Source organism: uncultured Subdoligranulum sp. (assembly GCF_937890665.1).
The window spans coordinates 1-23,026 of sequence record NZ_CALADU010000187.1; the positions used below are offsets into that span (position 1 = coordinate 1).

Here is a 23,026-nt window from a genome sequence, read left to right on the forward strand (position 1 = left end):
TATCCAATCTTACCCGGACAGGCTGTTCGGGAATATCAATGTCATAATCGACCTGTTTATCCTCAAAAATAGGTATCCAGTCGATCAGGATATTTCTTGTCAGCTCTGCGGCCTCAACAGGCTGGATTTCCAAAGCGAACTCGTCGGAATTTAACTTGAACCAGTCAAAAAGCACATCAATATATTCTTTCAGATCGTGAGCTTTCCGGCGGGCGGTTTCGATATAATCATCCCGATCTTTCCCTGTAACAAGCCCTTTATGTACAGCGTCAAGATACCCAATAAGGGTTGTAAGGGGCGTCCGAACATCGTGGGAAAGGCTCGTCATAAGCTGGCGATTGGTTTCTTCTGTCTGCCGGACAATCGAAAGTCTGCTTTCATAGGACACAACGATCTCATTGATTTCATAGGCAAGAGGCGCTGTCAGTTCATTTGTTGCAGACAAAATACGCCGGTTGCCATTTCCGTTTTTCACATCAACCAGTGCATCGGTCATTTCTGCAATTTGCTTTTTTACGCGCCGAACGAGAACGATGGAAGTCAATACAGCCACAACAGCAATCACAATGGACAAGAATACGATGATTTCCATGCTGACTACACCTCCTTATTAAACCGGTAGCCAATCCCTTTGACCGTTTGTATATATTTTGGGCTTGAAGGATTGACTTCTAATTTTTTACGAAGCCGGCTGATAATCGCCATAATGTTACTGTCATCATAGAAATATTCTTCGCCCCATACTTCCTCATAAATCTGCTGTTTTGTTAAAATCTTTCCTTGATGCTTTGCACAGTACAGGAGCAGATCAAATTCCTTTGGTGGAAGTTCAAAAGTGCCGTTTTCCGTCGTAACAGAACGATTTTCAAGGTCAATCTGCAATCCATCAAAATCCAGTTTTTGCGCAGCTCCGATTTGCTGATTAAAGCGGGTGTAGCGGCGAATGAGGGACGCAATACGGGCAATCAGTTCGTCCATGTCAAACGGCTTTGTCAGATAATCGTCCGCACCGGCCCGTAACCCTCGCACTTTAGAAGCACTGTCATTTTTGGATGTGAACATCAAAATCGGCAGGCTGTTTTCTTTGCGGATTTCTTCCAGCGTTTCAAAGCCATCCATACCAGGCATCATCACATCCAGCACCACAAGCTGGTATTCCTGCTCTTTTAATTTCTGCAAGCCCTCTTTTCCAGTATTACAAAAATCAGCTTCTATATGTTCCGATTGCACACTGCGTTTAATCAAAGCACACAGTTCTCTGTCATCATCTATAATTAAAATTTTATTCATGGCTCAGCTCCTTCCCTTGTTTTGTCCGGCCATCAATCGGCTTCTCTGCAGTTTTGGGGATCAGCCAAACACCGGCCATTTTCACAGCGCCGTGGATACGCCCACCCGCACAATAATAATTTACCCTGCGAGGTGTCACGCCCCACTGTTCGGCGGCATCTTTTAGTGTCATATAGTCCATTTTGCACCTCCATAGGACATATTATAGTTCCTTATCTCGAATAATACAAGCTGACTATTGTGATTATGCTTACATAAAGAGCCGCAGATCATCTCTGACCTGCGGCTCCGTTCTCCTATTAACCTGTTAAGTATGTATCCCGTATTTCGCCGTTTGGATGTTCTCTTCGCCATGCAGGATTACCCCGCCGCAGGTCTTGGCACCCTGTACCATGTAGCCCTCAAAAAAGAAGCTGTAAGGCAGGTAATCATCCGTCAGGACGATGCGTTCGTAGTTGTACCAATTAAAATGCTGATCCAGAAACTTTCCCAGCTTGTGCCGCAAGATAGGATTCCCCACTACGGCCTTGAGATTCTTCCTGCTGTGAAACTCCAGCTTTGGCCTGTTCTGTTCCGGAATGGACAGCAGCCGCCACCGTGTTCCATCGGCGACTTCTTCCTCACCTGCCGCATATGAGCGAAACGGCTCATATGGCAGCCTGACCCGCTCGGTATAACCGGAAACGTTGTCTCTGCCAGCATCCTTCAGCCATGTGAAGGAAAGCTCCAGCACTTTGGCACCGCCTACTGCATCACACAGCCGCAGTTCTGCATAGGAATGGATATCTTTGGTGATCAAATACTTTTTCTCCTCCAACCGCTGCAATTCCTTTTTCAAAATAATAAAGCGCTGCGGTGAGCAACCTTTTCTGGAACAGGTCTTGACGGAAATGCTATCTTGATTCACATAAACTGTTGCCATTGTCCTATTATTCATAATACACCTCATTTCTGCTATTTGCCTCTGCTTGATGCATGGCAGTCTGCATGACCAGGAAGGGGTGCTCTACATACTCCTCTTTTGCTGAGGTATATGCCGCTCCACCCAAAGAGTCCAGATACTGCCATCCGTTTTTGGATTTTGAGATGTACACATAGAACGGTGCAAGCACATACTCATCCCGTTCATAGCAGCCCAGATACCGTCTTGCAAGTACTGCCACAACACCCAGCTCTGCCGCTTTCTGTGTTGTCAGGGAAACTGCCAGTTTCATTACTTCCTCTTTTTCAATATCATTGAGTCCGAAAGTATAGATACTCTCCAGGAACAGCACAGGCTTCTCACTGGTGACAGGCTTTCCGATATCCATGTTCTCCTGCGACAGATCAGCAAAAGAAAAATCGACGGCAGGCGGTTTTTGAAATGCACCTTTTGTCAAGCGGAGACAGGCACGAGCCACCACCGCTTCATCCTTTTTCACAAGGACAATCTTCTTATTAGAGTCAAAGGCAGCTAACAGGCACTCCCTCTGGCTTCCAGTACGGTAAGACAAGCAGGTACTATGAGGAAGTTCACCAAGCCGCAGAGTGTGGTAAAAATCATCCACCTCTTCTGCCCAAAATGCACCTCGCGCCAACGAAAGATTTTTCTTCCAGAGGCTCTCCTGCATCTCGCTGACAGGGTAGCGAATCTCACGCTGCAGGTCACCAGCAAAATATTTGAGTTTATAGAACTGGCCCATCAATTCAGCCTGTACGATCCGTCGCAGCGCTTCAACAGCCAGCTCCTGCCCGTCCAGTTCCCCATAGAGAGCGCATACCATAGCCGCGCCGCCCTGCAGTAAAAATTCCGTGACAGTCTCCCGGTTCTGCTCCACAAAATCGTCCGAAAATGCCAGTTTTTCTTTTAGATCCAGCCAGTCTGCATCTGTTGTCAGAATATCTTTCCGCACCTGCTTCCAATCCGTCATTTCCAAAAGAGCCTTCATATTATTGAGGGCAAATACCGCATCCGACTCTGTAGTGAAATCCGGTATGAATGCCTGCAGCTGCGTATAGTGTTGTAGCAGCCCCATGGCAATCCGCCGGGTCAGCCCACAGATATGTCCAAATGAACCCCGATACCATTCGCTAAACGGCCTTTCCAACAGACATTTTCCAAGCTGCTCCAACTCTGCATCTCCTGTATATTGGCTGACCAGATCCCGTTTTATCAGCTGCCGCAGTGTCAGCAAACGCTGATCTATGGAAAGAGGTGTCAGCATAGTGTATAACCGGACATAAACCTCTTTCTGATGCCAAAGCTGATACATTTCCTCAAAGGTGTACTGCTGCCCTTCTTCCAGAAGCGTAAAAAAGCTGTCGCTGCGGTTCACAGAATCGCTGGCTTTCAAATTCTTCAGCGTCAGGGAATTGATGTTACAGTGCTCACAAAAGCCCGGCTCAAACAATAGAGAGTATCGCCCCAAGGACAGGAACACTTCACTGTTCTGATTCACCAATTCCAAAAAATGCTTTTTTCTATGCTCCACCGCATAAATGAGAATTGAAAACTGGAATTGCCGGACAGCATTAAAATCCAGATGGAGCCTGCCGGCATACAGAGCATTCAGATAACTCAGTTGGTTGCATAAAATTTCTTCCCTCTGCTCCTTGCTCAAAGGATGTGGCTGGGAGATAAACCAGTTGAGGTCATATTGTCCGGCATGGTTGTCCAGCCAGAGGTCAAAAAAAGCAGACAAATCCTCTGCGTCATATTCAAATACAGCCAACAGCCGGCGGAATTTTCCTACATCGGTCATTTTCATCCACCGGAGAGCTTTCAGGCGTTCTACTGACAGAAACAGCCGCACACCATACCGATAAAGCAAGATGCAGACTCTCTGGAGCGGACGATTCTGTTCCAACAGTTCCAGAGCTTTCCGTTCATTTTGATGCCAGAAAAACAGATACGAACCAAGAAACGGCTGCCGCATCATATCCCGCTGGTGCTCCGTCAGCATGGAAAGTCCCTTCCACTCCGCAATGGGAAAAGTCTGCAGGTTATCCAATATGACCTGCTCCTCTTCTTCATACATCACAAAGGGAAAATAGTATTTCAGGTATTCAAACCTCAGGGAAGGCAACAGTTCCAATTTCATGACTGCCAGCACCTGCTCTTGGGAATACGCTGTCAGTCTCTCTCCATACCCGTCTGCCGACTCTAAGGCTGAAGCAATTTCTTCATCGCCAATCTCCTGCCTGCACAACGTACCATAGAGCGCTGCAAAGTCCGGCACCCGAACCAGTTCTTCCTGTATCCGCTTTGTCTTTCGGATGTGCAGCCGTTCCTGTAATTGAAGTGTCTCCACCTGTCCACATGCCTGCGCTATGGCATCCTCTGAAAAGCTGCCTGTAAGCGTCGGAAGCAATCCGTCATCTTTCATTCTGGTCAATAGGGTCAGATGTTTTAATGTATTTCTCATGCTGCTTCACCTCCGATCATTGTCAGTACCATATTCAAAATCTCATGCCTTGGCCGGGGTTCAGACTCTACCAGTTCACCACACAGCTCAAAAAAGGCGTGTGCATCTTTGGCATCCATTGTCTGCACACAACCGGCGGGCCATTCCACCAACTTATCAAATGCCATATCCAGTACCTCTTTCTTCTCATCCCTGTAATAATATCCCCCTATGAATTTCACAAGAGATTCGGCGCTGCCGTTATAAAGTTGCTGCAGCTTTTCCCGTTTCTGTATGGTCCGTTTTTCCTGCTCCAGTCGTTTTTCCTGCTCCTTTCTCTCAGCTTCGGCTCTGTGCTCATCCTCCAACTCTTCCTTGGAATAGAATGTTTCCTTCAGCCGGTTGATTTCATAGCCGTTATACTCCCTGTGGAGCAAAAACTGCCGCAACACCGCTGCCAGCGCTTTTTTATCATAAAGGCGTTGGATCTCCGGTGCTTTTAAGGCACTTAAAACGAAGTCCTCATATTTTTCCGGCTCAGTCTGGAAAACTGAACGCTCCACCCAGTCATAGAGCTGTCGATGCTGCTCTGCAGATAGGAATGGACGGCTGATGTATGTTTTATATTCCCTTCTGCTGTAATACCCCTCACTCCTGACAAAGCATTCGTGAAAGTAAAACCGCTTGCCAAATATCGTTTGAAGTTGGGAAAAAGTGTACTCAGCCAGTAGCCTCTCTACAAACCGGAAACACCTCCAACTTGAAATTCTCAGGGCATACTCCCGCAGCAGTTTCAGTTGTGGCGCATCTTCACCATCTTGCCGATGCTGCTTGAAAAACTCCCATAGATTGATTTCCTTCTTTTCCACCAGAAAGGCAAATGCCCGCCTACCGTTCGTATGCCAACTTCTGAAATATTCTCCATAGTCAGCTCCGGTCAGTTCCTGATATCTGGAAAGCCACTGTTTCAAAGGGATCGTCTGCCTGGAATGCAGCATCTGCAGGGTAAACAACTCCATGTAGTTATCCCGCTCCAGTTCCTTCGCCAGATTATCGTACTGAGGATCAAACACATCAAATCGGTACGGAAAATCCTTCTGTATCGTTTGATTCATCCATAACAGTGTTTTCGGTGCTGTGGGGTTCAAACCATATTGAACCGCTTCCCAGAGTCCCTGAAATCCTTCGTACTTGACCGTAAAGCTGTTATAGAACTGAAACAGCCAGCCAAGATACTCGTAAAATTCTTCCGAAAAATCCTTTGGAGCATTCAGAAGCATCCGCCCACACGCTGTTGCGATTTTCTCGGCAGTGATACTCTTGGAACTCAACCGGTCCGGCAGCCTGTCCGCCCATACAGCGAGAGAGTTTGCCAAAATGATTTCATCGCAGCGATACCCTGCTTTAGTCAAAACCGAAAATTCGCGGCTGTCGGGCTTCATATTCATATACGGCAGTTTCATCAGCGTGCGCAGCACCAGGTCGGCTTTCCCGCGGTACCTCTTTGCCTGCTCTGCATAGAACCGGATGAACCATTCCAGCACACCAAAATCATATACCAGTGAAAGTGTCAGATTTTGTGTGAATAGATGACTGAGTTGGGTATGCATCACCTCATAGCCGCGTTCCCTATCATCAAATAACGACAGTACAAACAGGGCTTCTTCCGTTCTCGTACACTCCCTTTCTGCCAGTTTCTCCAACAGGGCATGGCGCTGTGCCGCATCTGTTTCCAGAAGATACAGAGCGCCCTGCAGGTACACATCTTCTCCGGCAGACCGCCGCAATTTCTGGAGGAATGCTCCCCGCTGATTGCCCACAAACATATTGTCAGACTGGATCGCACAGGTATTTCCCAGCGCCAGGGCCAGAGCGCGGAGAACCCGGACATCATTGCCCAGTTTTTCCTCAAACCGCTCCAACACCTCGCCAGGATAACGCAGATGATATGGTTCAAAATAGCCGGACACATCCGTTTCCACCTGCCATATCTGCATCGCCCTTGTTTGTCGGTAAGTCCTTCTCGCCGTATCGTCCTGAGAAGTCTGTACTACCAATTCGGCAAAGGCATGGTAAAGCTCCAAATCAATAGCCCTCTGATATACCCGGTAAACCGGTATCCTGTCGATATGCATTAAAATCCCTCCTACTTGAAATCTTCCATAAAAGATATGGGGAGAGAGCCGCAACATGGCTCTCTCCCCATTGATCAACTGACAGCATACCGATAGTATGCTATATTTTCTTACTCAGCGCCGGCCATGCTGAAGAACTCCGCAGGTGACAGCACCGTAACGCCCAAATCCCTGGCCTTGGATAACTTGCTGCCGGCATTTTCGCCACAGACCAGATAATCCGTCTTCTTGGACACCGAGCTGCCGGCATGGGCGCCCAGTGATTCGATCAGGTCATTGATTCCGTCCCGGGTGTAGGGTTCCACCTTGCCGGTAACTACGATAGTCTTTCCTACAAAGGGATTATCCTGCACCCTGTCTTCGCTGTGTTCTGCCACAGCAGGCTTTTGAATACTCATCATAGTCTGTAACTCCTCCCAAATACAAAAATTATCTTCTACACAGAACCAGTCGTGGATATTGTTATGCAATATCTCCCCGAAATCCGGAAGCTGCCGGAAATCATAGCCGCCATAGACCGCATCCCGAAACTCATCCAAATCATAGTGGAACACACGACCCAATACCTTGCTGGCAGTGTTGCCGATCATAGGGATGTCCATAGAAATCAGATACCGTTCAAAGGTGGTATTCCGGCTCTGCTGGATAGCGTCCCAAAGGCGCTGCCAGGACTTTTCACCAAATCCATCCATGCGGACGATTTCAGCCCGGTAACGATCCAGACGGTAAATATCCAGATAACTATGGATAAATCCCTGACCGATGAATTTTTCCAATGCAGCCTCCGACAGCCCTTCAATGTCCATTGCCTTCTGGCTGACAAAATGGACGAACTTTTTCAGCCGACGTGTCTCGCAGTCAGGGTTATCACAGTACAGCGTCTTGATGATGCGATTCTCGCCATTTTCGCCCTTTCCACTTGATTCATGGATGCGGGTAGGCTGTCCACAGCAGGGACAAACATGGGGAATCGTATCCACCATAGAGAAGCCGCCTCTGTCCAGATTTTCCTCCACGTGGGGGATAATCATGTTTCGTTTGCTTACCAGAATCCGGTTTCCAGCCATCAGTTCCAGATCCTCAATAAAGGACAGGTTGTGCAGACTGGCCCTGCTGACCTCACAGCCATCGATTTCCACCGGCGTAAACACTGCTACCGGAGCAATCTCTCCGGTTCTGCCCGGTGTCCATTCGATGTACTGCAGCAGGCTCTCATGCAGGTCATCTTCAAACTTATAGGCCAGACCGTCCTTATAGTGATGTCCGGTGCGGCCGCAGCTCTGGGCATAGGCGATGTCGTTAAACGAAACCACGATACCGTCAATGGGGATATCTTTGTCAGTGGCATATTGCCGCAGCTGATAGATACCGGCTTCCACATTTTCCAGCGTCAGTTTCTGCTTTGTGACCAGATACTTACAGGGCTGGAACCCCAACGCACGCAATTCCCGTAGCTTATCTGATTTCCGGGTCAGGTGCGGAAAGCCCTCCAGCACACCAAACGGCATGAAAACCAGCCGACGCTCCTGGCATATCTTGGCATCCATCAGACGGATGGAACCGGCAGCCAGATTGCGGCCGTTTTTATAGGGCTTACCGCTGCTGTCCTGCAGGCTGGTCTTCAGTTCCTCAAAATCACTGGGTCTGATAAAGCCCTCGCCCGTCACAACCAGTCTCTCTTTGTAGGTGATGTGGGAAGGGATACCGCTGATGGCTCGGGTGTTATGGGTAATGATCTCCCCTTCGTCACCATCGCCACGGGTAGCCGCCTCCAGAAGTTCTCCATTCTCATAGGTCAACTTTACAGTCAAGCCATCCAGTTTGAGCATCAGCATCACCTGCTGCTCACCCATGAAATTCAGAAGATCCATACTGCTCTTAGTCTTATCCAAAGACAGCAGCGGGATCTCATGTCTGGTTTTCTCCAGCCTGCTCACCGCAGGATAGCCTACTGTCTGGGTTGGCGAATTTGCCATTTGGATTCCCGTTTCCTGTTCCAGCTCTTTCAACTCGTCAAAGAGTCTGTCATAGACCTCATCTGACACGCTGGGAGCGTTGCGGTTATAATACTCATCCCGATAGCGGTTGAGCCGGTCATTCAATTCCCTCTGCTTTTCAAAAATATTCCGTTCCATTATGCTGCCTCCTTTTCAAGTACCCGGAAGGACATAACCAGTTCTTCTTCCGTATGCTTCTGTTCACTGTCGAAAACACTGCAAACACCGTCTGCAAACTGCCAGTGGGCGGCTCTGCCCCACCAAAGGATCGGGCCGCGGCCGCCGTTGCCTCTGTTGGCAGACGCATCTGGCTGATTCGCTACGGTACTATAAAAGCCCTGCGTGTTTACCAGCGTAATGTTCCGTATCTGCCCAATACATTCCGGCCGACAGTGATCCAATATCTCCAACTGCGTCCCTTCCCGAAGTGTCCTGCGCAGCTGATTCAGGTTTTTGATCATGCGATTTTCTCCTTTCCCCGCCCCACAGGGCAATCCTGCTGTGCGGTATGCAGCCCATTTCTGCCGGCTGCATATCTGCCAAAATTCAATTCATGGACAATACGCTGAATGGCGTCATCATCGTCCCACGCTGCGTGAAGCGTATTCCGCTCTGGCCCGGCTCCCACATGGACACATACCTTTTCACTGCCAACCTGCAGCAGCACATCCTGTCGCCTGGCGCAAACCACTGCCAGATTTCCAATTTGTTTCATGCTCTGCTCCTTCCTTCTTCATCAATGACCGGACGCCCTCAAGGACGCCCGGCCATTCTCATTTTGTCACGCTGCAGCAGCCAATGCCGGAGACTGGATGCTATCCGTGTTTTCCATCAGGTCAGCCATCAGCACATCCGCCAAAAGCCTTCCTGCCAAATGGCCGGTATGAATGATGACCCGATCCTTCTTCAACTGGATAAACTCCTTCTCACGAAGAATCCTGCTTTCCGCAGCCAGCGCCTTGTCGCTTTCTGTCAGCCTGGCAGTAATCACCCGCTGCCACTTCTGCAGAAACTCGGTCGCCTGCTCAATGTCCTTCTTCTGCCGGTCATATTCCGTCCGTTTCTGCCGCACTGTTCCATCTGGCTCCACTTCCAGCGTGTAATAGGCATGGAAAGGATCAGCCGTTTTACGCAGAAACATCACAAAGCTTTCTCGCCGCTCAATCCGGTCCCAGTAGCGGTCACTGCTGCCTGCACAGTGATGGAGCGCACGCCCCTCGGTAATAATGTCCAGAATACCGTCTGGCACCACTACCATGTAATCCGCATCGGCGTACTCATATTTCGCTTTGATTTCCTGACAGATAGCATTAACATGGGGGAATTTCTCCTCCATCTCCTCGGCCTGCAGTTCAATATCCTTCTCCTGGCATTTGAGCACCAGATCATCGTGGCGCCGCCGCAGTTTTCTGGTGCGATATACGATCTCATCATATACATCCATGTGCAATTTCTTTGCCATGGAAAGATAATCCTCCCAGGTACGCAATACCTCATGGCTGTTTCTCCGGAAGGATGGCATCTGACGCCGTACATAGTTATAGACCTGCACCATGCTCATGCGGTCAGCAATGAACTGGACATCCCTGGGGCTAATGTTCTGCTGACACATCCACAAAAGGACATTATCTGGGATTTCCCTGTCGGTGCCCTTTTCATATTGCAGCCACCGCAGCAGATCACAGCCTCCATTATGGAGCCGAAGTCGCTGAAACCTCCTGCTGTCAAGGCCCAGAGCTTTAATCAGACTCCCGGCACTATGGTTTTTGATTAGTTCACTGACTGTTCCGCAGGAACTGAAACATTCCTTGGTAAGCTTCGGCAGGTTCACCTTGCTGATCTGCTCCATTTGCGGTATCCGTTCAAGCACTGCCAGATATTTTTCCGGGTCAACACTTTTCTGCTTCCGAATCCAGTTGACCAGCCCTGTGCATCGAAGTTCCTTCTGTTCCAGAGTTGGCAGCGTTTTTCCATAGACCCGTCCATCATGTGAACCAGACCAACTATAAGAACAGGGGCTTCCGGAAATCCAGCGCATATTTCGCTGTTTATACAGACCCCAATAGTAGGTTCTTGGTTTTCTTTCCCGGTCATAAATCGTGCGCCGGATTTCCTGACAATAAAGCTTGGAGTTTGGAAGGCTTTCTTTCCCATATGTCCGGTCAGCCTGAAATTCACGAACTACAAAACCGTCTTTGCATCGCTGGATTAGGTAGGCAAAATGTTTTTCTGTCTGCATATACCCCGCTCGTCCATAGGCTTTGAATACCACCGGATGTCGGCAGCAGCTACAGCGGCCTTGTTGATTGTGATGGGGATGCACCTTGATCGGCACTTCCTTTTCGCAGTAGGTACAGTAACCTGTTTTGGCGCCGCCCTTTTTGTAGTGGTAGTAAATGTAATTTTGCCGGATGGCAACCTTATCCACCCAGCGGTTCCAGTCCTTGGGAAGCTCCGGCACCTGTTCCATATCCTTATCCCATGGATCAGTTTCCCGCCGGTGCCGCTGTTCGAGCTGTTCCTCACGCACATTCCGCTGAAACTGCCGGATTGCCTCTACCGCTTTTTTATTGATGTTCAGATATGCCTGTATAGATGTCTCATCTTCCTCGCTGACCCAGTAGGCTTTGGTATACCAGTATCGGCGCTTCCAGTCCAATCTGTCCAGTTTGGCCTCACACCATTTCTGGTTCAGGCTATTATAAGTAATAAATTGCCGCTTTTCTTTATCCAGATACACTTCGTAAGCTGGGCTATTCCCGTCTATGCGAAGATGCTCTGGGAAAAAGAAAGCCACCTTCAATATCCCATCCTGCGTGATGCATCTCAGGTAAACATAATACTCACAAACCTCCTGAACATATCCGTAGGCGATTTTTTCTTTTCTTGGCAAGTCTGACGCCGCGATCTGCTTCATCTCATCCGTCGCTGTCAGCTTGGGAAGTGCCATCAGGGCTCTTTTTTTCATCTCAATTCACCGTCCTTCTTGTCAAATCCACGCCATACCACACATCCGGCAGTAATGTGACACCATCAATTTGTCCTACAGCAACCTGTACGATACTTTCCGAATCCGGCGCTTCCTTCGCAAAAGCAAGGATGTCTCCCAGTCTGCCGGTGGCAACGGGGTCTTTCCCCCGTACCACCGCATAACCGCAGTTCGCCATTGCCCGGTTGGCTGCCACATGGGAACTCCACACCCTGCGCGGGTGATCTACCATGTAGGCCAAACCATGTAAAAACAGCTCCTCTTTGGTTAGCCGCTTAATCACAGTCAACTCCGTACAGGCGATTTTGGAGTCATGCTCATCTTCATCGATGTCGCCGCCGGCGTTGACAATATAATATTCCGAATGCTCCAGGCTGGAATAATAACTAAGGCAGTCCAGCGGATTTTCCGCACAGTGAAATCCATTTTCCCTGCAATTTGCTTTTTCAGTCGTATTGAGCCCCATCACAAACTGATAGCCACGGCATATCAGCCCGGGGCGAAAACCCTTATAAGCAATCATTCTGCATTTTTCCTCCTTTGCCGGCTCAGCCTGCCTTTGCCATCCCAAAATCCAGCAGCGACATCTGCCCATCCTGAGAAGGCTTTTTTTCCTCCTGCTTGGGTGCCGCCTTGGGTTCCGTCTTTTTCTTCTCTGCCGCCTTCTTGGGTTTGCTCTTTGCAGAGGACTTCCCAGCATACGGCTTGGGAACAAACTTCTCCTCATCCTCATGGTCTTCCTTGGCATCAGGGTCACGGAAATAATCTTCCGCCCACTGATAGCACATATCATCCGGCACATCGCAGCCATATGTCTGCTGTCCGGGACCAGGGCGGGTTCCGCTTGCTTTTAGTTCATCCTGCACATAATCCCATGCCTTTCGGTTGATGTACTGGAAACAGCGGATCATGTTCTTTTTCGGATGCATCGTCAGACGGGCAAACGCCGTATCTTCCATACAGAGCATCTGGATATGCTCGGACACACATTCCTTCATATTTCGCCGTGTCAGTTTTTCTACATCGGTACTCACCCTCTGGGTAGAGGCCGCGATTACTTCTTCATCACTCATCGCTTCCAGACGGGCGATTTGCTCCTGCTCCGCGGCTTTCTTCGCCTGCTGTTTGGCGTCAAATTCCGCTTTGCGCTGGGCTTCAGCCGCCTCATGCTCCGCACGCTTTTTTTCTTCATCTTCTGCGGCGGGCGGTTGTGCCGAATTCCCCTCCTCAGCAGACTTCTCTTCCCCAGCAGGCGCTACTTCATCCGCAGGTTCCTCCTCTGCATCAGCCAAAGCAGTCTCACCGGCAGAAACCGAAGCCGCCGATACTGGGACAGTGTCTGTACCTACAGGCGGCACAGGCAAAGATTCCATCTCCTCCAGCTCAAAGGCTTCATCATCCTCAAAGGCTGCAGACGAATCGAACATACTGTTTTGCTGCTCCATTGCTATTTCTGAAAAAACACCCATTGTAAAATCTCCTTTCGCAAAAAATGGCATGGAGTAGGCCGTTATGACCCTTTCCATGCCATTGTGTGTTGCTCACAGCACATATAAAAGTGTGCTGAAGCTGTCAAAACAGTAGCAGACCACGCCAGTATACTGCCTTGACCATTCCTTGATTTTGTCCTGCACCTCCTGCGCAGTCTTTTGATTGCTCATGTTCCAGGGTGGAGGTACCGTTACGGTAAAGTAGCCATTCTCCAGACAACTTCTGACATCTGCCGGAAGATTGGAGCACTGCTCATACAGTGCTGTAATCTGGCTTTTCTTCTTTTCTGCAATACGCATCTGACCCCTATCCCTTCATTCCTGTTTTTGAGCAGGCTCCGGAAGTCTTTTACACAAGAATGGGGAGAAGCGTACCGGCGCAAAATCCCGGCAGTCATTCACATAGAAGTATGTGCGTTTGCCTTGGCAGTCCAGTTCCACCACATCAGATGGAGCCAACGGACGGCCTCTGTAATCTTCCGGCAAATGCTCATTAAAGTCCAGGAACAGGCGCCCCAGCACTTCCATGTCATTCTGCCCCTTTGGGCAACAGACCTCTGCGCTCCATACCGTCTGATAGGCGGCAGCAGGCGGCTGTTCATATCCAGCCTTACGCAGTGCATCCAGTTGCTTGAACGCGAAAGGTACCGTCTGTGTCTCACCCAGGCAAAGCTGGTAAATGCAAAACCTCCGGAAAACTCTCTGGCTGTCCAGAAGATCCTTCAGCACCTGATTGCCCTGAGCAAGAAATATCTGATACTCTTCCTTTGTCAGCCCCAGATACTCTGTCAGGTCCAAATCTTTCTCCGCTCTGGTGTGCCAAAGCTCGACGCAGCCATCTATATAAGTAAAATCACACTTACCGCACAGATATTGCTGCTTAAAATTCATTCTCTGCACCTCCTTTTCCCTCTGTTCTTTCTCCCGAAGGGCAAGCTGCCAATCATCAAACCCTTTATAATTCGGATTCCAGGTCAGCCGACGACATGCCATTCCATTTTTTCGGGCCATCAGATAGATCTTAGATGCCCCATTAGAGGTCATTTGGTTACTGTACTTATCCATATCATGAGCCTCAATGATCTCCTCAGTGCCATTCTGTGCCAACAGTGCAAACAGCGTATCCAACTGGCTTGTGTTGTTTGCGCCGGCAATCGCCGCAAAAGTCCGGTTTGTCAGGCAGTGTGAGATGTCTGCTTTCAGCAGTCCCTCAATGACATAGACCACCCGAGCAGATGGATTGCCGATAAAATGTACCGGGCTCCCGGATGTGACACCCATATTTTTGGACGAGGACGAAAACCAGATGTATTTGGCTCCTGACTTATCCGGTGGATCATCTTTTTGCTTGAGCGGACTATCCAAAAGTATCTGCAGGCCATGTATCATACCGTCGTATCCCACAGCTGGAATCAAAATCCCTGCGTTTTTTCGGTAGAAGTTCATGGTCCAGCGCCCGCTGTCATCCAGATAAAAGCCGGGCACCCCCTCCACCTTGCATCCCTGTTTCATCAGCCGCTCGGTAATGGAGCGGCAAAGGAAAGGGGGTGGAGTGCTCTTGAACCCAATCCGGTCGATCTGTTCATCCGACAGTCCCCGTTTTGGGGAGTGCAGATGGTTGCGGTGGGCAGGCTGAAGAGGCAGCATAGCGAGCAGCAGCGAAAGCGTTTGATGAATTTCCTGTCCGCTGGCCCGTTCTGCTTGCTGCACTGTTTTTAGTTCGCCCCTCCTCTCATATCCGGCAAGGTCGGTCTGAGTCCCCGAAACCGGGGACCCAGTGCCAGCCTGCTGGTTTCCTGCCATCTCATATCCAGAGTTCGGCCGTTCCCTGTGAAAATCGTTGCACAGGGCTTCTCCTATCTCCCAATACGCATCGGATGTAGTCGTATTGTTTAGCCGCGCATAAAGCGCAAGCATACCGCCATGCTCATCACAATAATTGCACCGCCAGACATTTTTGACGAAATTCACATTCATCTTGCCGCGGCGGTCACCACAAAACGGGCAATCCACATATACACTGTTTGCCTGTCGGCGTCTGATTCGTAGATGTAGAAGTTCCACTACATCCATAATACCGAACGGAAAATCTCCTGGATATGAGTCCATCTGTTCTCCCTCCCTTCTTGGCCCCATAGATGGGGCTGCTTATCATCCGGCTTTCTGTGCGGCCATACCATCGAGCATGATCTGCGCCGCAGCACGAACGATATTGTTGGTGCTCTTGTTGCCTGGGGTGAGGTAGAATTTCAGACTCACCGGACGCTCCTTGGCAACTGTTGCCATGGTCTTTCCTTTGCTCAGACCGCTATCCACCACCACATTCTGCGCTTCTTCAAAGGTCATTACCTTCAAGATGTCTTCTACCGGAGTGCTCTCCGTATAAGAAGGCGCCACAGGCTGATCGGGTGCTTCCTGTTGGACAACAGGCGCCACAGGCAGTTCTTCCGGTTCATCCGATTGGAATACGGAGGCGGCCGGCTGCTCAGACGCATCATCCTGTTTTGGACTGCTATCCAATGTAACCTCGCGGCTCGGTACCGGCAGCTCCATATTGGGAGCATTCTCCTCTACCTTGCCGGCAGGCAGTGTATCCATATTCTCCTTCTCTTCTGCAGCCATCTGCTGGACAGTGGGCTGTACCGGAGAAACCGGGGACTGTTCATTCTGAACCGGCTTTGCCGCAGGTTTCTGAATAGGCGCCGGACGAGCAGGCGCATTACGGCGCTCTACGGCGTTCTGAGGCGTTCTCTCCAGCTGGGCATGAACTTCCCCACCAGATTGCCGCAGCGCCGCTCCAGGGGCTTCTACGGGCCTCTGCGCCGCATTTGGCATCGGTTGCTGGATATGAGCTGTCCCGGAAAGCGGAATACTGCTTCCAAACACCTTGCCCGTACTGTCAACAGCAACATCGGCAAACTGCAGACCAAAACCGGCATCCGACAGCGCAGCACTCAATGCCTCATCCTGGGCAGCCTGCACATAGTCGGTACCTTCTTCCGCACTGTGCTGCGAGATGTAACTGCTAATGGGCTCTGCATCACTGCGGTCCAGATAGACTCTGGCCTCCATAATCGCAAGCTGTTCCGTGATCCGCAGGGTAGTCAGTTTCATGCGGCCCTGGGGGTGGCGCAGACGGAACCACAGTTTCTGATAAGGCAATTCCAACTGCAGCATTTCCTCATTTGTCTTTCTGGACACCTTATGGCGCAGAAATTTGAGCGGGTCAAAGCCCGGCACCTTGTTCAGTTCTGCCACTGCCGGAATTGTTTTGTACATCATAGGCATCGGATTACTTTTTTCGTTCATGTTGGAAACTCCTTTCTGACATAAAAATAGGAGACGCCAAGTGCTATTTCTGCATCTGACCTCTCTTTTTTAACTTGCGTTCTTCAATTGTTCTTCCAATGCAGCTGGAATGGGGATACCGGCTTTCTTTGCGTAGGCTTTGAAATACATCTGGATACGCATACCCAGCAGCGTATTTCGCTTTCCAATCTCATTACGATGGATTGCCATAAACAATACCTGTTTCTGCCCAATCAGCACCACCCGCTTTTTAGCGCGCGTGATTCCAGTGTAGAGCAGATTACGATACATCATGATAGTGTGCGCTTTGAGCAGCGGCATAATGACTGTTTCATACTCAGAGCCCATAGCCTTGTGGATCGTAGTAGCATAAGCCAGATCCACATTGCTCAAATCATCTACGCCATATTCCAGCGTCCTGCCAGCACCAAAATCCATGCCGATCTTTTTGCCCTGGTCAGTGTCCTTAATATACCGGATGAAACCCAAATCACCATTAGATACCTTTTCTGTGTTCTTGGTCTGCATGATGCGGTCATTGATCCGGAATATCTTGGGGCCAAACTTGATTTCCTCCTCCGCAGAGCGGAATGGGTTGACCAATTCACGAATGGTCTCATTCAGCTGTTCCGACGACGCGGCGCCTTCTGAACGGAAAGGTGAAAGAATCTGCACATTCTCAATGCCACTCTCCTGTATCTCCAAACAATACCGTTCTGTAATCTTTTCAGCGGTGTCTTCCTGACTATCACCAGACACGAAAACAAAGTCCGGTCCGTAAAACAGTTTGGTATTGCCCTCGTTGATAAATTTGGCATTATAGGCAATCAGACTATCCTTCGACTGACGGAAAATCTGATCCAGCACCGTTACTGGGACGATTTTGGTTTCGATGATTTCACGAAACACATTTCCGGCTCCTACGCTCGGAAGCTGATCTGGGTCGCCTACCAGCACGATTCTGGCATTTATCTTCATGCGTTCAAAAAATTTCTCAGCAAGCCACATATCCACCATGGAAAACTCATCCACAATGATTAAATCGGCCGACAGTGGCTCTGACTTTCTGTTCCGGCTACCCTCATCCTCTTCACTGGTCAGTCCCAGACCACTGTGTAATGTTCGGGCATCCTCAAAGCCGGTACTCTCCGACATCCTGCGGCTTGCCCGACCGGTAGGTGCCATAAGAGCAATTTTGCCATCAGGGTACAGCCGCCGGTAAACCTCAAGTATCGTCCGCAGCACTGTTGTTTTACCAGTACCAGGAGAACCCGTAATCACTGACAAGCCATGCCTAAATGCTGCATAGACCGCAGCCTCCTGCTGTGCAGACAAGCGCAGTCCCATTTCAACCTTGACCTGTTCCAGTACCGGCGCAATATGCTCTACTGGCATCTGGGCGACCAGACGCTGGGCGATCCGGCGCGCCGTTTCGTCCTCTTGGGCAAACACTCTGGGAAGATAGATATTATCCTTCACGGAAACGATTGCTCCATTCAGGATCATTTCCTGCATCATATCCCTGACTTCCTGCTGATGCAGGCGAAGCTCCGGTACAGGTATCTTCTCATTGAGCAGTTTCAGCGCTGATTTCTCCAGTTCTTCAGAACTGATGTACAGATGGCCTCGTTTACTCTTGCCCTCATCCAGCGCACAAAAGACAGCCCCTTTGATACGCATAGGGTCATGGAGATTGCCCCCGCTCTTTTGTACGATTGCATCTACCCGCCGAAATCCAAAGCCGGAGATCTGGCAAAGCTCAAATGGGCTCTTTTCCAAAATCTCTACGCTGGTCGGGCCGAAATATTGATATATTTTCAATGCCGTCTTGGGAGTAATCTTAAACGGTGCCAGCAAGGTCATAATTCCTTGGAGCATACGGTTTTCTGCATAAGAAGCTTTGATGTCCTCCAATTTATTTTCCGTAATGCCCCGGATCTCCAACAGCCGCTCCGGCTGGTGTTCCAGAATATCCAGTGTGTCCACACCGAACCGCTCCACAATGTCTGCGGCGGTTTTGGGACCAATCCCTTTGATAAGCCCGGAGGCAAGATAGCCCTCTACGCCGTTTTTTGTTCTGGGCACAATTTCACGCCACTGCTCCACCTGGAGCTGGACACCATACTTGCCTTTTGCCCATTCCCCATCCAGTTCCAACTCTACCGCATCTGTCCGTGGAATCTCATACCCCACAGCTGTAAAGCGGATCAAATGGTCTTTGTACCGCCTGTTTGACCTGGCCTCAGCTGGCACGCTCTGGTCTGCGGTTTTTACACTGACGATACAAAACTTATTGGCAGGATTATAAAAAATCGTCCCGTCGTAGGTACCAATACAATTCATCCTTTTTCACCTCACTAAGCGGCCTCCATAATCGAGGCTCTAACACTGAACCGTCTGGATTCGGATACTGTAACAAACTGTTCGTAAATATCCGGATGCTCCAGTTTCAACCGAAGCAGGTTATCCTTGTCGATGATGGACTTGCGAACAGGGGTATAGGTAACCGTATAGTTCACTCCCTCCTGCTCACAGACTGCAGTACAGCTGGTACCCATTTCCGCAATCAACAGCGCCTTCAGACGCTGAATATCCTTGTCGATTTCTTTGGAGTACACCTCTGCATTTTTCTTTTCATCCAGAAGCCGCAAATACTGCATGAGTTTTGCAGTCATATCCAGGTCGAGTGCAACGGCCGGGGCATTTTTATCTGCCGGGCCAAAGTGTTTGCGTGCGCTCTCAATAATCAAGGCCCCACTTTCTGTATAGGGCGGCGGCACATGGCGCTGCACATGGTTTTCCCAGAAATACTGCTCCAAAAAGACCATCTCAGCCTCATACTCGAAATCACGCTTGACCTCCCGGATAATAACTTCCTCCTCGTTGTTACCATACAGGCAGCAAAAGAAACATCGGTCAAGATCCGTTACTGCCATATAATGACGCCCCTGAGATTCATAGTAGACTGGAACAGTCTCCTTCCCATTCATCCACCAGTTATCTCTGGCATTATAGTTTGTGGTCTTGATCTCAAGGATCGCTGTGGTGCCATCCGGCAGTTCCACAAAGTAGTCCACATCAGCCAGCATCCAAGGATACTGTGGGTGCTGGAACATCTTTTTGATTTGGTAGACCCGATATCCGGTTTTCCGCTCGAATATCTTTGCTACCAGTGGCTCCAGCAAATGCCCCATTTCCATGGCAACCCAGTTGCCCTCATCATCTTCCACTGACGCTATGTTCAGTTTGTCGTAGTACAGATCCCTGGCTGTCCGGAATGGAGAAGTGCCAAAGATTGCTGATACATCGCTGCCGCCGATTCCACGGCGCCGGTAATCCAGCCAGTCTTCTTCTGAAAGATCTGCCGTTTCTACCAGCACCAGCGGTTCATGCCGCTTTTGTTCAGCACTATTGCTGCCAGACATATCAAATCCCCCTTCGTGATCTTCGGGGCAAAATAACTGCCCTCGCCATTGGTGCAACATTTTGGGGCCGGAGCGAAGATACTGCCTGTCTCTTCATCTTCCAGTCCGTGGAGTGTGCCGGCTTGACCCGCCGACCATTCTGCTTTCTTTTCTGCTTCACATTCATGTACATGACCTGCCTTTCTCAGTTTTGATTTATCCTTAAAGCCCTTTCAGGCTTACAGGCAATAAAAAAGCGAGAATGACAGACGGCATAAAGCCTGGCGTCCATAGTTGCCTATGAACCGATGTCATTCTCGCAATGGTGGGTAAATCCCGTAAAATAAAAAAGCCAGCAATATACCGGCCTGAAAAGGCGCAGTGATACTACTGACACAAGTACAAAATTAACAGCGTGTGCAATGCAGTCATTACTCCGCAACACAAGCCCTAAAGCCTGTGTACCCTGACGGGCAACGCACAAAAATCAATTACATTGCAATTCTAACACAATATATAGTGCTTGTCAATTCAAACATTCTATATATTGATTTTTGGATTTTCTTTAAATTTTCTTTCCTCTTTGCAGAAGTTCTTTCTTCCCCGCCTATTTATAGGATGTATCGGATCATTTGGTAATACCGGATGATCCCTACGCTCTTTTAGTACCTTGACAAGTTCATAACCTCTATGGGGAGTTATACAGGAATTCTGGACAGTGTGCGATGACCACAGAAGCGCGCCCATAATCGAAGTGTTGCACAGCAGCAGCCTGAAATACACGGCAGAACCGTTCTGGCGTAGGAAATGGCCCCATTAGAGTTCTTTTGTTATTTCAATACCTCCTGACCTCAAGACCGTTTTCATTGTTTTTGTTGAAAACCTTCTTCTACAAATCGTAAGGGATCATTGTAATCGAAAAAAGGAGGACGATTATGGAGAAAAGAAAACCGAATGACCTACCGCCGGAGCAGTGCTTGGCTGTTGATACCGATACCCTTTGCAAACTGTTGTGCTGTGGAAGGCACACTGCAGTACAGATTGGGGATCTTGCCAATGCACGCATTACCATGAACACCCGTGTCCTATGGAGTGTCCAGCGTATCAAAGAATATCTTTATGATATTTCCGGCTAAATAACCATGCCAGTAAGGCGCACTACACTTTTATAATCAGGAGGTACCAGTAATGGCAAAAGTGAGAAAAGACAACAAAGGACGAAATCTTCGGCCCGGAGAAACACAACGGGCAGATGGCAGCTATATGTATGTCTACAAATTAGGCACTAAAAAGAAATATCTCTACGACTCCGATCTCGCAAGTCTTCGTGTCAAAGAAAAGCAGATCAACAAAGATAAGGATGATGGCATCCGTACTCAGGAAGCCATGAAGCTTACCCTGAATGATATGTTCAAGGTCTACATGAATAACAACATCAAACTGAAGCCCTCTACCAGAGCAAATTATCTTTACCTGTGGGACTTCTATGTGAAAGAAGAGCCTTTCGCTAACATGCCTCTTCCACAAATCCACAGAAGTGATATTCTCGCGTTTTATACCAAACTGCTGAAACACGGCTTTGCTATCAACTCACTGGAGAGCATCAACACCATTGTTCACCCTACGCTTGAAATGGCCGTGGACGACGATTACATCCGCAAAAATCCCAGCAAGGGCATTTACCGCAAGCTCAAAACGGATGGCAGCGCTCCAAAGCCTAAACGGCGGATCGCACTCACTAAAACGCAACAGCAGAATTTCCTGCGTTTTATTGCCAAGTCCCCTACATACAGCCATTGGCTCCCCATCATGACTGTGCTCCTTGGAACAGGAATGCGTGTAGCAGAATGTACCGGCATTACCAAAAGCGATATTAACTTGAGCGAAAACACAATCTCGGTCAACCACAACTTAATCTACCGGGTCATTGATGGAAAAGCCGGATTTCACATTACCACTCCCAAAACTGAGAGCGGTACACGAATTATCCCTATCCTCTATCCAGAGGTGGCCGAGCAGCTTCGCCTCCAAATTGAAACCATCGACGCATTGTATCCAGACGATCAACTGGTGTTAGGAGGAGTTCACGGTTTTGTTTTCCGCAACAGAACCGGCTCATTCATGAGCGCCCACAATATCAATCGGGCGATTGAGAGAATCAGCGTAACTTACAACATGGAGGAAATGGATCAGGCTGAACTGGAAGACCGTGAACCGGATCTGCTCCCTCATTTTAGTGTTCACAACTTGCGGCACACCTTCTGTACCCGGCTCTGCGAAAGCACCAACGATGTTAAATTCATTCAGCAAGTCATGGGGCATGCCGATTTCTCTACTACAATGGACATCTACACCCATATCACACAAGAGAATATGCAGGAGAAGGCAAAAAACATTAGTGTGAACATGAAGCTGATGTAAAAAGAAAGGCGAATCTGCATTTTATAAGCAGATCCGCCTTTCATATTGCTTCATCCGGTTTCGTAGGGTCTCACGCAAAAGTTGTAGAAAAGTTGTAGTAACGCGATTTTTTGTAGTAAATGACCTCTTTAGTACAGCTTTGCTCCTGCCGGAATACTGTCATCCAGCATCAAAAGATTTAAGCCTTCCCGTCCGTCATACTCGTACACTGCGGAAATCAACATACCCTCGGAATCAATACCCATCATCTTTCTCGGCGGCAGGTTTGTGATTGCCACACAGGTCTTCCCAACCAGCTCTTCCGGCTCGTAATACTCGTGAATACCGCTTAAAATGGTGCGTTTCCGGTCTGTTCCGTCATTCAGTGTGAATTTCAGGAGCTTCTTGGACTTCGGCACTGCCTCACAGGCTTCGATCTTAACCACTCTGAAATCAGACTTGCTGAATGTTTCAAAGTCTACATCATCTGCAAACAAAGGCTCGATTTTCACCTTGGAAAGATCAATCTGTACGCTTGGCGCGGACACGGTTGCATCCTCTGCAGAACCATTTACCGCTGCTTTTTCGGCTTTGTTTTCAGCCCGCTTTGGTTCCAGGGTCTTCATTGT

The 23,026-nt window shown here is 49.1% G+C and carries 19 protein-coding genes and 1 pseudogene; 2 read left to right on the top strand and 18 right to left on the bottom strand.

Annotated elements, in window-relative coordinates:
* From Q0526_RS10720 to Q0526_RS10800, 17 genes are all read right to left on the bottom strand, one after another.
* The coding region (locus Q0526_RS10720; RefSeq protein ID WP_298733380.1) for a histidine kinase dimerization/phospho-acceptor domain-containing protein at window positions 1-592 on the bottom strand (592 nt) is incomplete at its 3' end.
* Between the two features lie 5 nt (window positions 593-597).
* Window positions 598-1,290, bottom strand: a complete 693-nt coding sequence (locus tag Q0526_RS10725; protein ID WP_118560426.1) for a response regulator transcription factor — start codon at window positions 1,288-1,290, stop codon at window positions 598-600.
* Window positions 1,283-1,471 (bottom strand): helix-turn-helix domain-containing protein, encoded by a 189-nt coding sequence (locus tag Q0526_RS10730; RefSeq protein ID WP_118560428.1) that lies wholly within the window; start codon window positions 1,469-1,471, stop codon window positions 1,283-1,285. Before Q0526_RS10730 ends, Q0526_RS10725 begins: the two co-directional genes overlap by 8 nt.
* A 126-nt stretch (window positions 1,472-1,597) precedes the next feature.
* Window positions 1,598-2,089, bottom strand: a complete 492-nt coding sequence (locus Q0526_RS10735) for a hypothetical protein (RefSeq protein WP_298733388.1) — start codon at window positions 2,087-2,089, stop codon at window positions 1,598-1,600.
* Window positions 2,090-2,219: 130 nt separating this feature from the next.
* Window positions 2,220-4,694, bottom strand: coding sequence for a hypothetical protein (locus Q0526_RS10740; protein ID WP_118760318.1), 2,475 nt, complete (start codon window positions 4,692-4,694; stop codon window positions 2,220-2,222).
* Window positions 4,691-6,808, bottom strand: coding sequence for a hypothetical protein (locus tag Q0526_RS10745; RefSeq protein WP_118668489.1), 2,118 nt, complete (start codon window positions 6,806-6,808; stop codon window positions 4,691-4,693). The genes Q0526_RS10740 and Q0526_RS10745 overlap by 4 nt, the downstream gene beginning before the upstream one ends.
* A 110-nt stretch (window positions 6,809-6,918) precedes the next feature.
* On the bottom strand, window positions 6,919-8,943 hold the full coding sequence (gene ligA, locus Q0526_RS10750; protein WP_298733395.1) for an NAD-dependent DNA ligase LigA: 2,025 nt from the start codon (window positions 8,941-8,943) through the stop codon (window positions 6,919-6,921).
* The gene (locus tag Q0526_RS10755; protein ID WP_003501931.1) at window positions 8,943-9,266 is read right to left on the bottom strand and encodes a hypothetical protein; all 324 of its coding nucleotides are present in this window, start codon (window positions 9,264-9,266) and stop codon (window positions 8,943-8,945) included. Before Q0526_RS10755 ends, ligA begins: the two co-directional genes overlap by 1 nt.
* Complete coding sequence (locus tag Q0526_RS10760) at window positions 9,263-9,520, bottom strand: hypothetical protein (protein WP_025529721.1); 258 nt, start codon at window positions 9,518-9,520, stop codon at window positions 9,263-9,265. The genes Q0526_RS10755 and Q0526_RS10760 overlap by 4 nt, the downstream gene beginning before the upstream one ends.
* Window positions 9,521-9,586: 66 nt before the next feature.
* Window positions 9,587-11,773, bottom strand: coding sequence for a PcfJ domain-containing protein (locus Q0526_RS10765; RefSeq protein ID WP_118668488.1), 2,187 nt, complete (start codon window positions 11,771-11,773; stop codon window positions 9,587-9,589).
* A 1-nt stretch (window position 11,774) separates the two neighbouring features.
* Entirely contained in the window at window positions 11,775-12,317 is a 543-nt protein-coding gene (locus tag Q0526_RS10770) for a hypothetical protein (protein ID WP_050624134.1), read from the bottom strand.
* 25 nt (window positions 12,318-12,342) lie between these two features.
* Window positions 12,343-13,221 (bottom strand): Cas9 inhibitor AcrIIA9 family protein, encoded by an 879-nt coding sequence (locus Q0526_RS10775; RefSeq protein WP_338126544.1) that lies wholly within the window; start codon window positions 13,219-13,221, stop codon window positions 12,343-12,345.
* A 114-nt stretch (window positions 13,222-13,335) separates the two neighbouring features.
* The gene (locus Q0526_RS10780; RefSeq protein ID WP_025529719.1) at window positions 13,336-13,584 is read right to left on the bottom strand and encodes a hypothetical protein; all 249 of its coding nucleotides are present in this window, start codon (window positions 13,582-13,584) and stop codon (window positions 13,336-13,338) included.
* Between the two features lie 15 nt (window positions 13,585-13,599).
* A complete protein-coding gene (locus Q0526_RS10785) occupies window positions 13,600-14,769 on the bottom strand; it encodes a YodL domain-containing protein (RefSeq protein ID WP_366522084.1) in 1,170 nt (389 codons plus the stop codon).
* Window positions 14,770-15,435: 666 nt separating this feature from the next.
* A complete protein-coding gene (locus Q0526_RS10790; protein WP_118668486.1) occupies window positions 15,436-16,593 on the bottom strand; it encodes a hypothetical protein in 1,158 nt (385 codons plus the stop codon).
* Window positions 16,594-16,662: 69 nt separating this feature from the next.
* Window positions 16,663-18,936: an ATP-dependent RecD-like DNA helicase gene (locus tag Q0526_RS10795; RefSeq protein ID WP_118668485.1), complete on the bottom strand. Its 2,274-nt coding sequence runs from the start codon at window positions 18,934-18,936 to the stop codon at window positions 16,663-16,665.
* Window positions 18,937-18,950: 14 nt separating this feature from the next.
* Complete coding sequence (locus Q0526_RS10800) at window positions 18,951-20,018, bottom strand: lambda-exonuclease family protein (protein ID WP_298733414.1); 1,068 nt, start codon at window positions 20,016-20,018, stop codon at window positions 18,951-18,953.
* Window positions 20,019-20,932: 914 nt separating this feature from the next.
* Here Q0526_RS10800 and Q0526_RS10805 point away from each other — a divergent pair.
* The gene (locus Q0526_RS10805; protein ID WP_003501914.1) at window positions 20,933-21,133 is read left to right on the top strand and encodes a hypothetical protein; all 201 of its coding nucleotides are present in this window, start codon (window positions 20,933-20,935) and stop codon (window positions 21,131-21,133) included.
* A gap of 52 nt (window positions 21,134-21,185) precedes the next feature.
* Window positions 21,186-22,418, top strand: a complete 1,233-nt coding sequence (locus Q0526_RS10810; protein WP_006874387.1) for a site-specific integrase — start codon at window positions 21,186-21,188, stop codon at window positions 22,416-22,418.
* A gap of 128 nt (window positions 22,419-22,546) precedes the next feature.
* On the opposite strand, the pseudogene Q0526_RS10815 reads toward Q0526_RS10810, so the two are convergent.
* Window positions 22,547-23,026, bottom strand: a pseudogene (locus Q0526_RS10815) (lysine--tRNA ligase); the annotation flags it as partial.

Coding starts and splice junctions, on each gene's coding strand:
- Q0526_RS10725 (WP_118560426.1), bottom strand. CDS start 1,290: ATGAATAAAATTTTAATTATAGATGATGACAGAGAACTGTGTGCTTTG.
- Q0526_RS10730 (WP_118560428.1), bottom strand. CDS start 1,471: ATGGACTATATGACACTAAAAGATGCCGCCGAACAGTGGGGCGTGACA.
- Q0526_RS10740 (WP_118760318.1), bottom strand. CDS start 4,694: ATGAGAAATACATTAAAACATCTGACCCTATTGACCAGAATGAAAGAT.
- Q0526_RS10745 (WP_118668489.1), bottom strand. CDS start 6,808: ATGCATATCGACAGGATACCGGTTTACCGGGTATATCAGAGGGCTATT.
- ligA (WP_298733395.1), bottom strand. CDS start 8,943: ATGGAACGGAATATTTTTGAAAAGCAGAGGGAATTGAATGACCGGCTC.
- Q0526_RS10755 (WP_003501931.1), bottom strand. CDS start 9,266: ATGATCAAAAACCTGAATCAGCTGCGCAGGACACTTCGGGAAGGGACG.
- Q0526_RS10760 (WP_025529721.1), bottom strand. CDS start 9,520: ATGAAACAAATTGGAAATCTGGCAGTGGTTTGCGCCAGGCGACAGGAT.
- Q0526_RS10765 (WP_118668488.1), bottom strand. CDS start 11,773: ATGAAAAAAAGAGCCCTGATGGCACTTCCCAAGCTGACAGCGACGGAT.
- Q0526_RS10770 (WP_050624134.1), bottom strand. CDS start 12,317: ATGATTGCTTATAAGGGTTTTCGCCCCGGGCTGATATGCCGTGGCTAT.
- Q0526_RS10775 (WP_338126544.1), bottom strand. CDS start 13,221: ATGTTCGATTCGTCTGCAGCCTTTGAGGATGATGAAGCCTTTGAGCTG.
- Q0526_RS10780 (WP_025529719.1), bottom strand. CDS start 13,584: ATGCGTATTGCAGAAAAGAAGAAAAGCCAGATTACAGCACTGTATGAG.
- Q0526_RS10790 (WP_118668486.1), bottom strand. CDS start 16,593: ATGAACGAAAAAAGTAATCCGATGCCTATGATGTACAAAACAATTCCG.
- Q0526_RS10795 (WP_118668485.1), bottom strand. CDS start 18,936: ATGAATTGTATTGGTACCTACGACGGGACGATTTTTTATAATCCTGCC.
- Q0526_RS10800 (WP_298733414.1), bottom strand. CDS start 20,018: ATGTCTGGCAGCAATAGTGCTGAACAAAAGCGGCATGAACCGCTGGTG.
- Q0526_RS10805 (WP_003501914.1), top strand. CDS start 20,933: ATGGAGAAAAGAAAACCGAATGACCTACCGCCGGAGCAGTGCTTGGCT.
- Q0526_RS10810 (WP_006874387.1), top strand. CDS start 21,186: ATGGCAAAAGTGAGAAAAGACAACAAAGGACGAAATCTTCGGCCCGGA.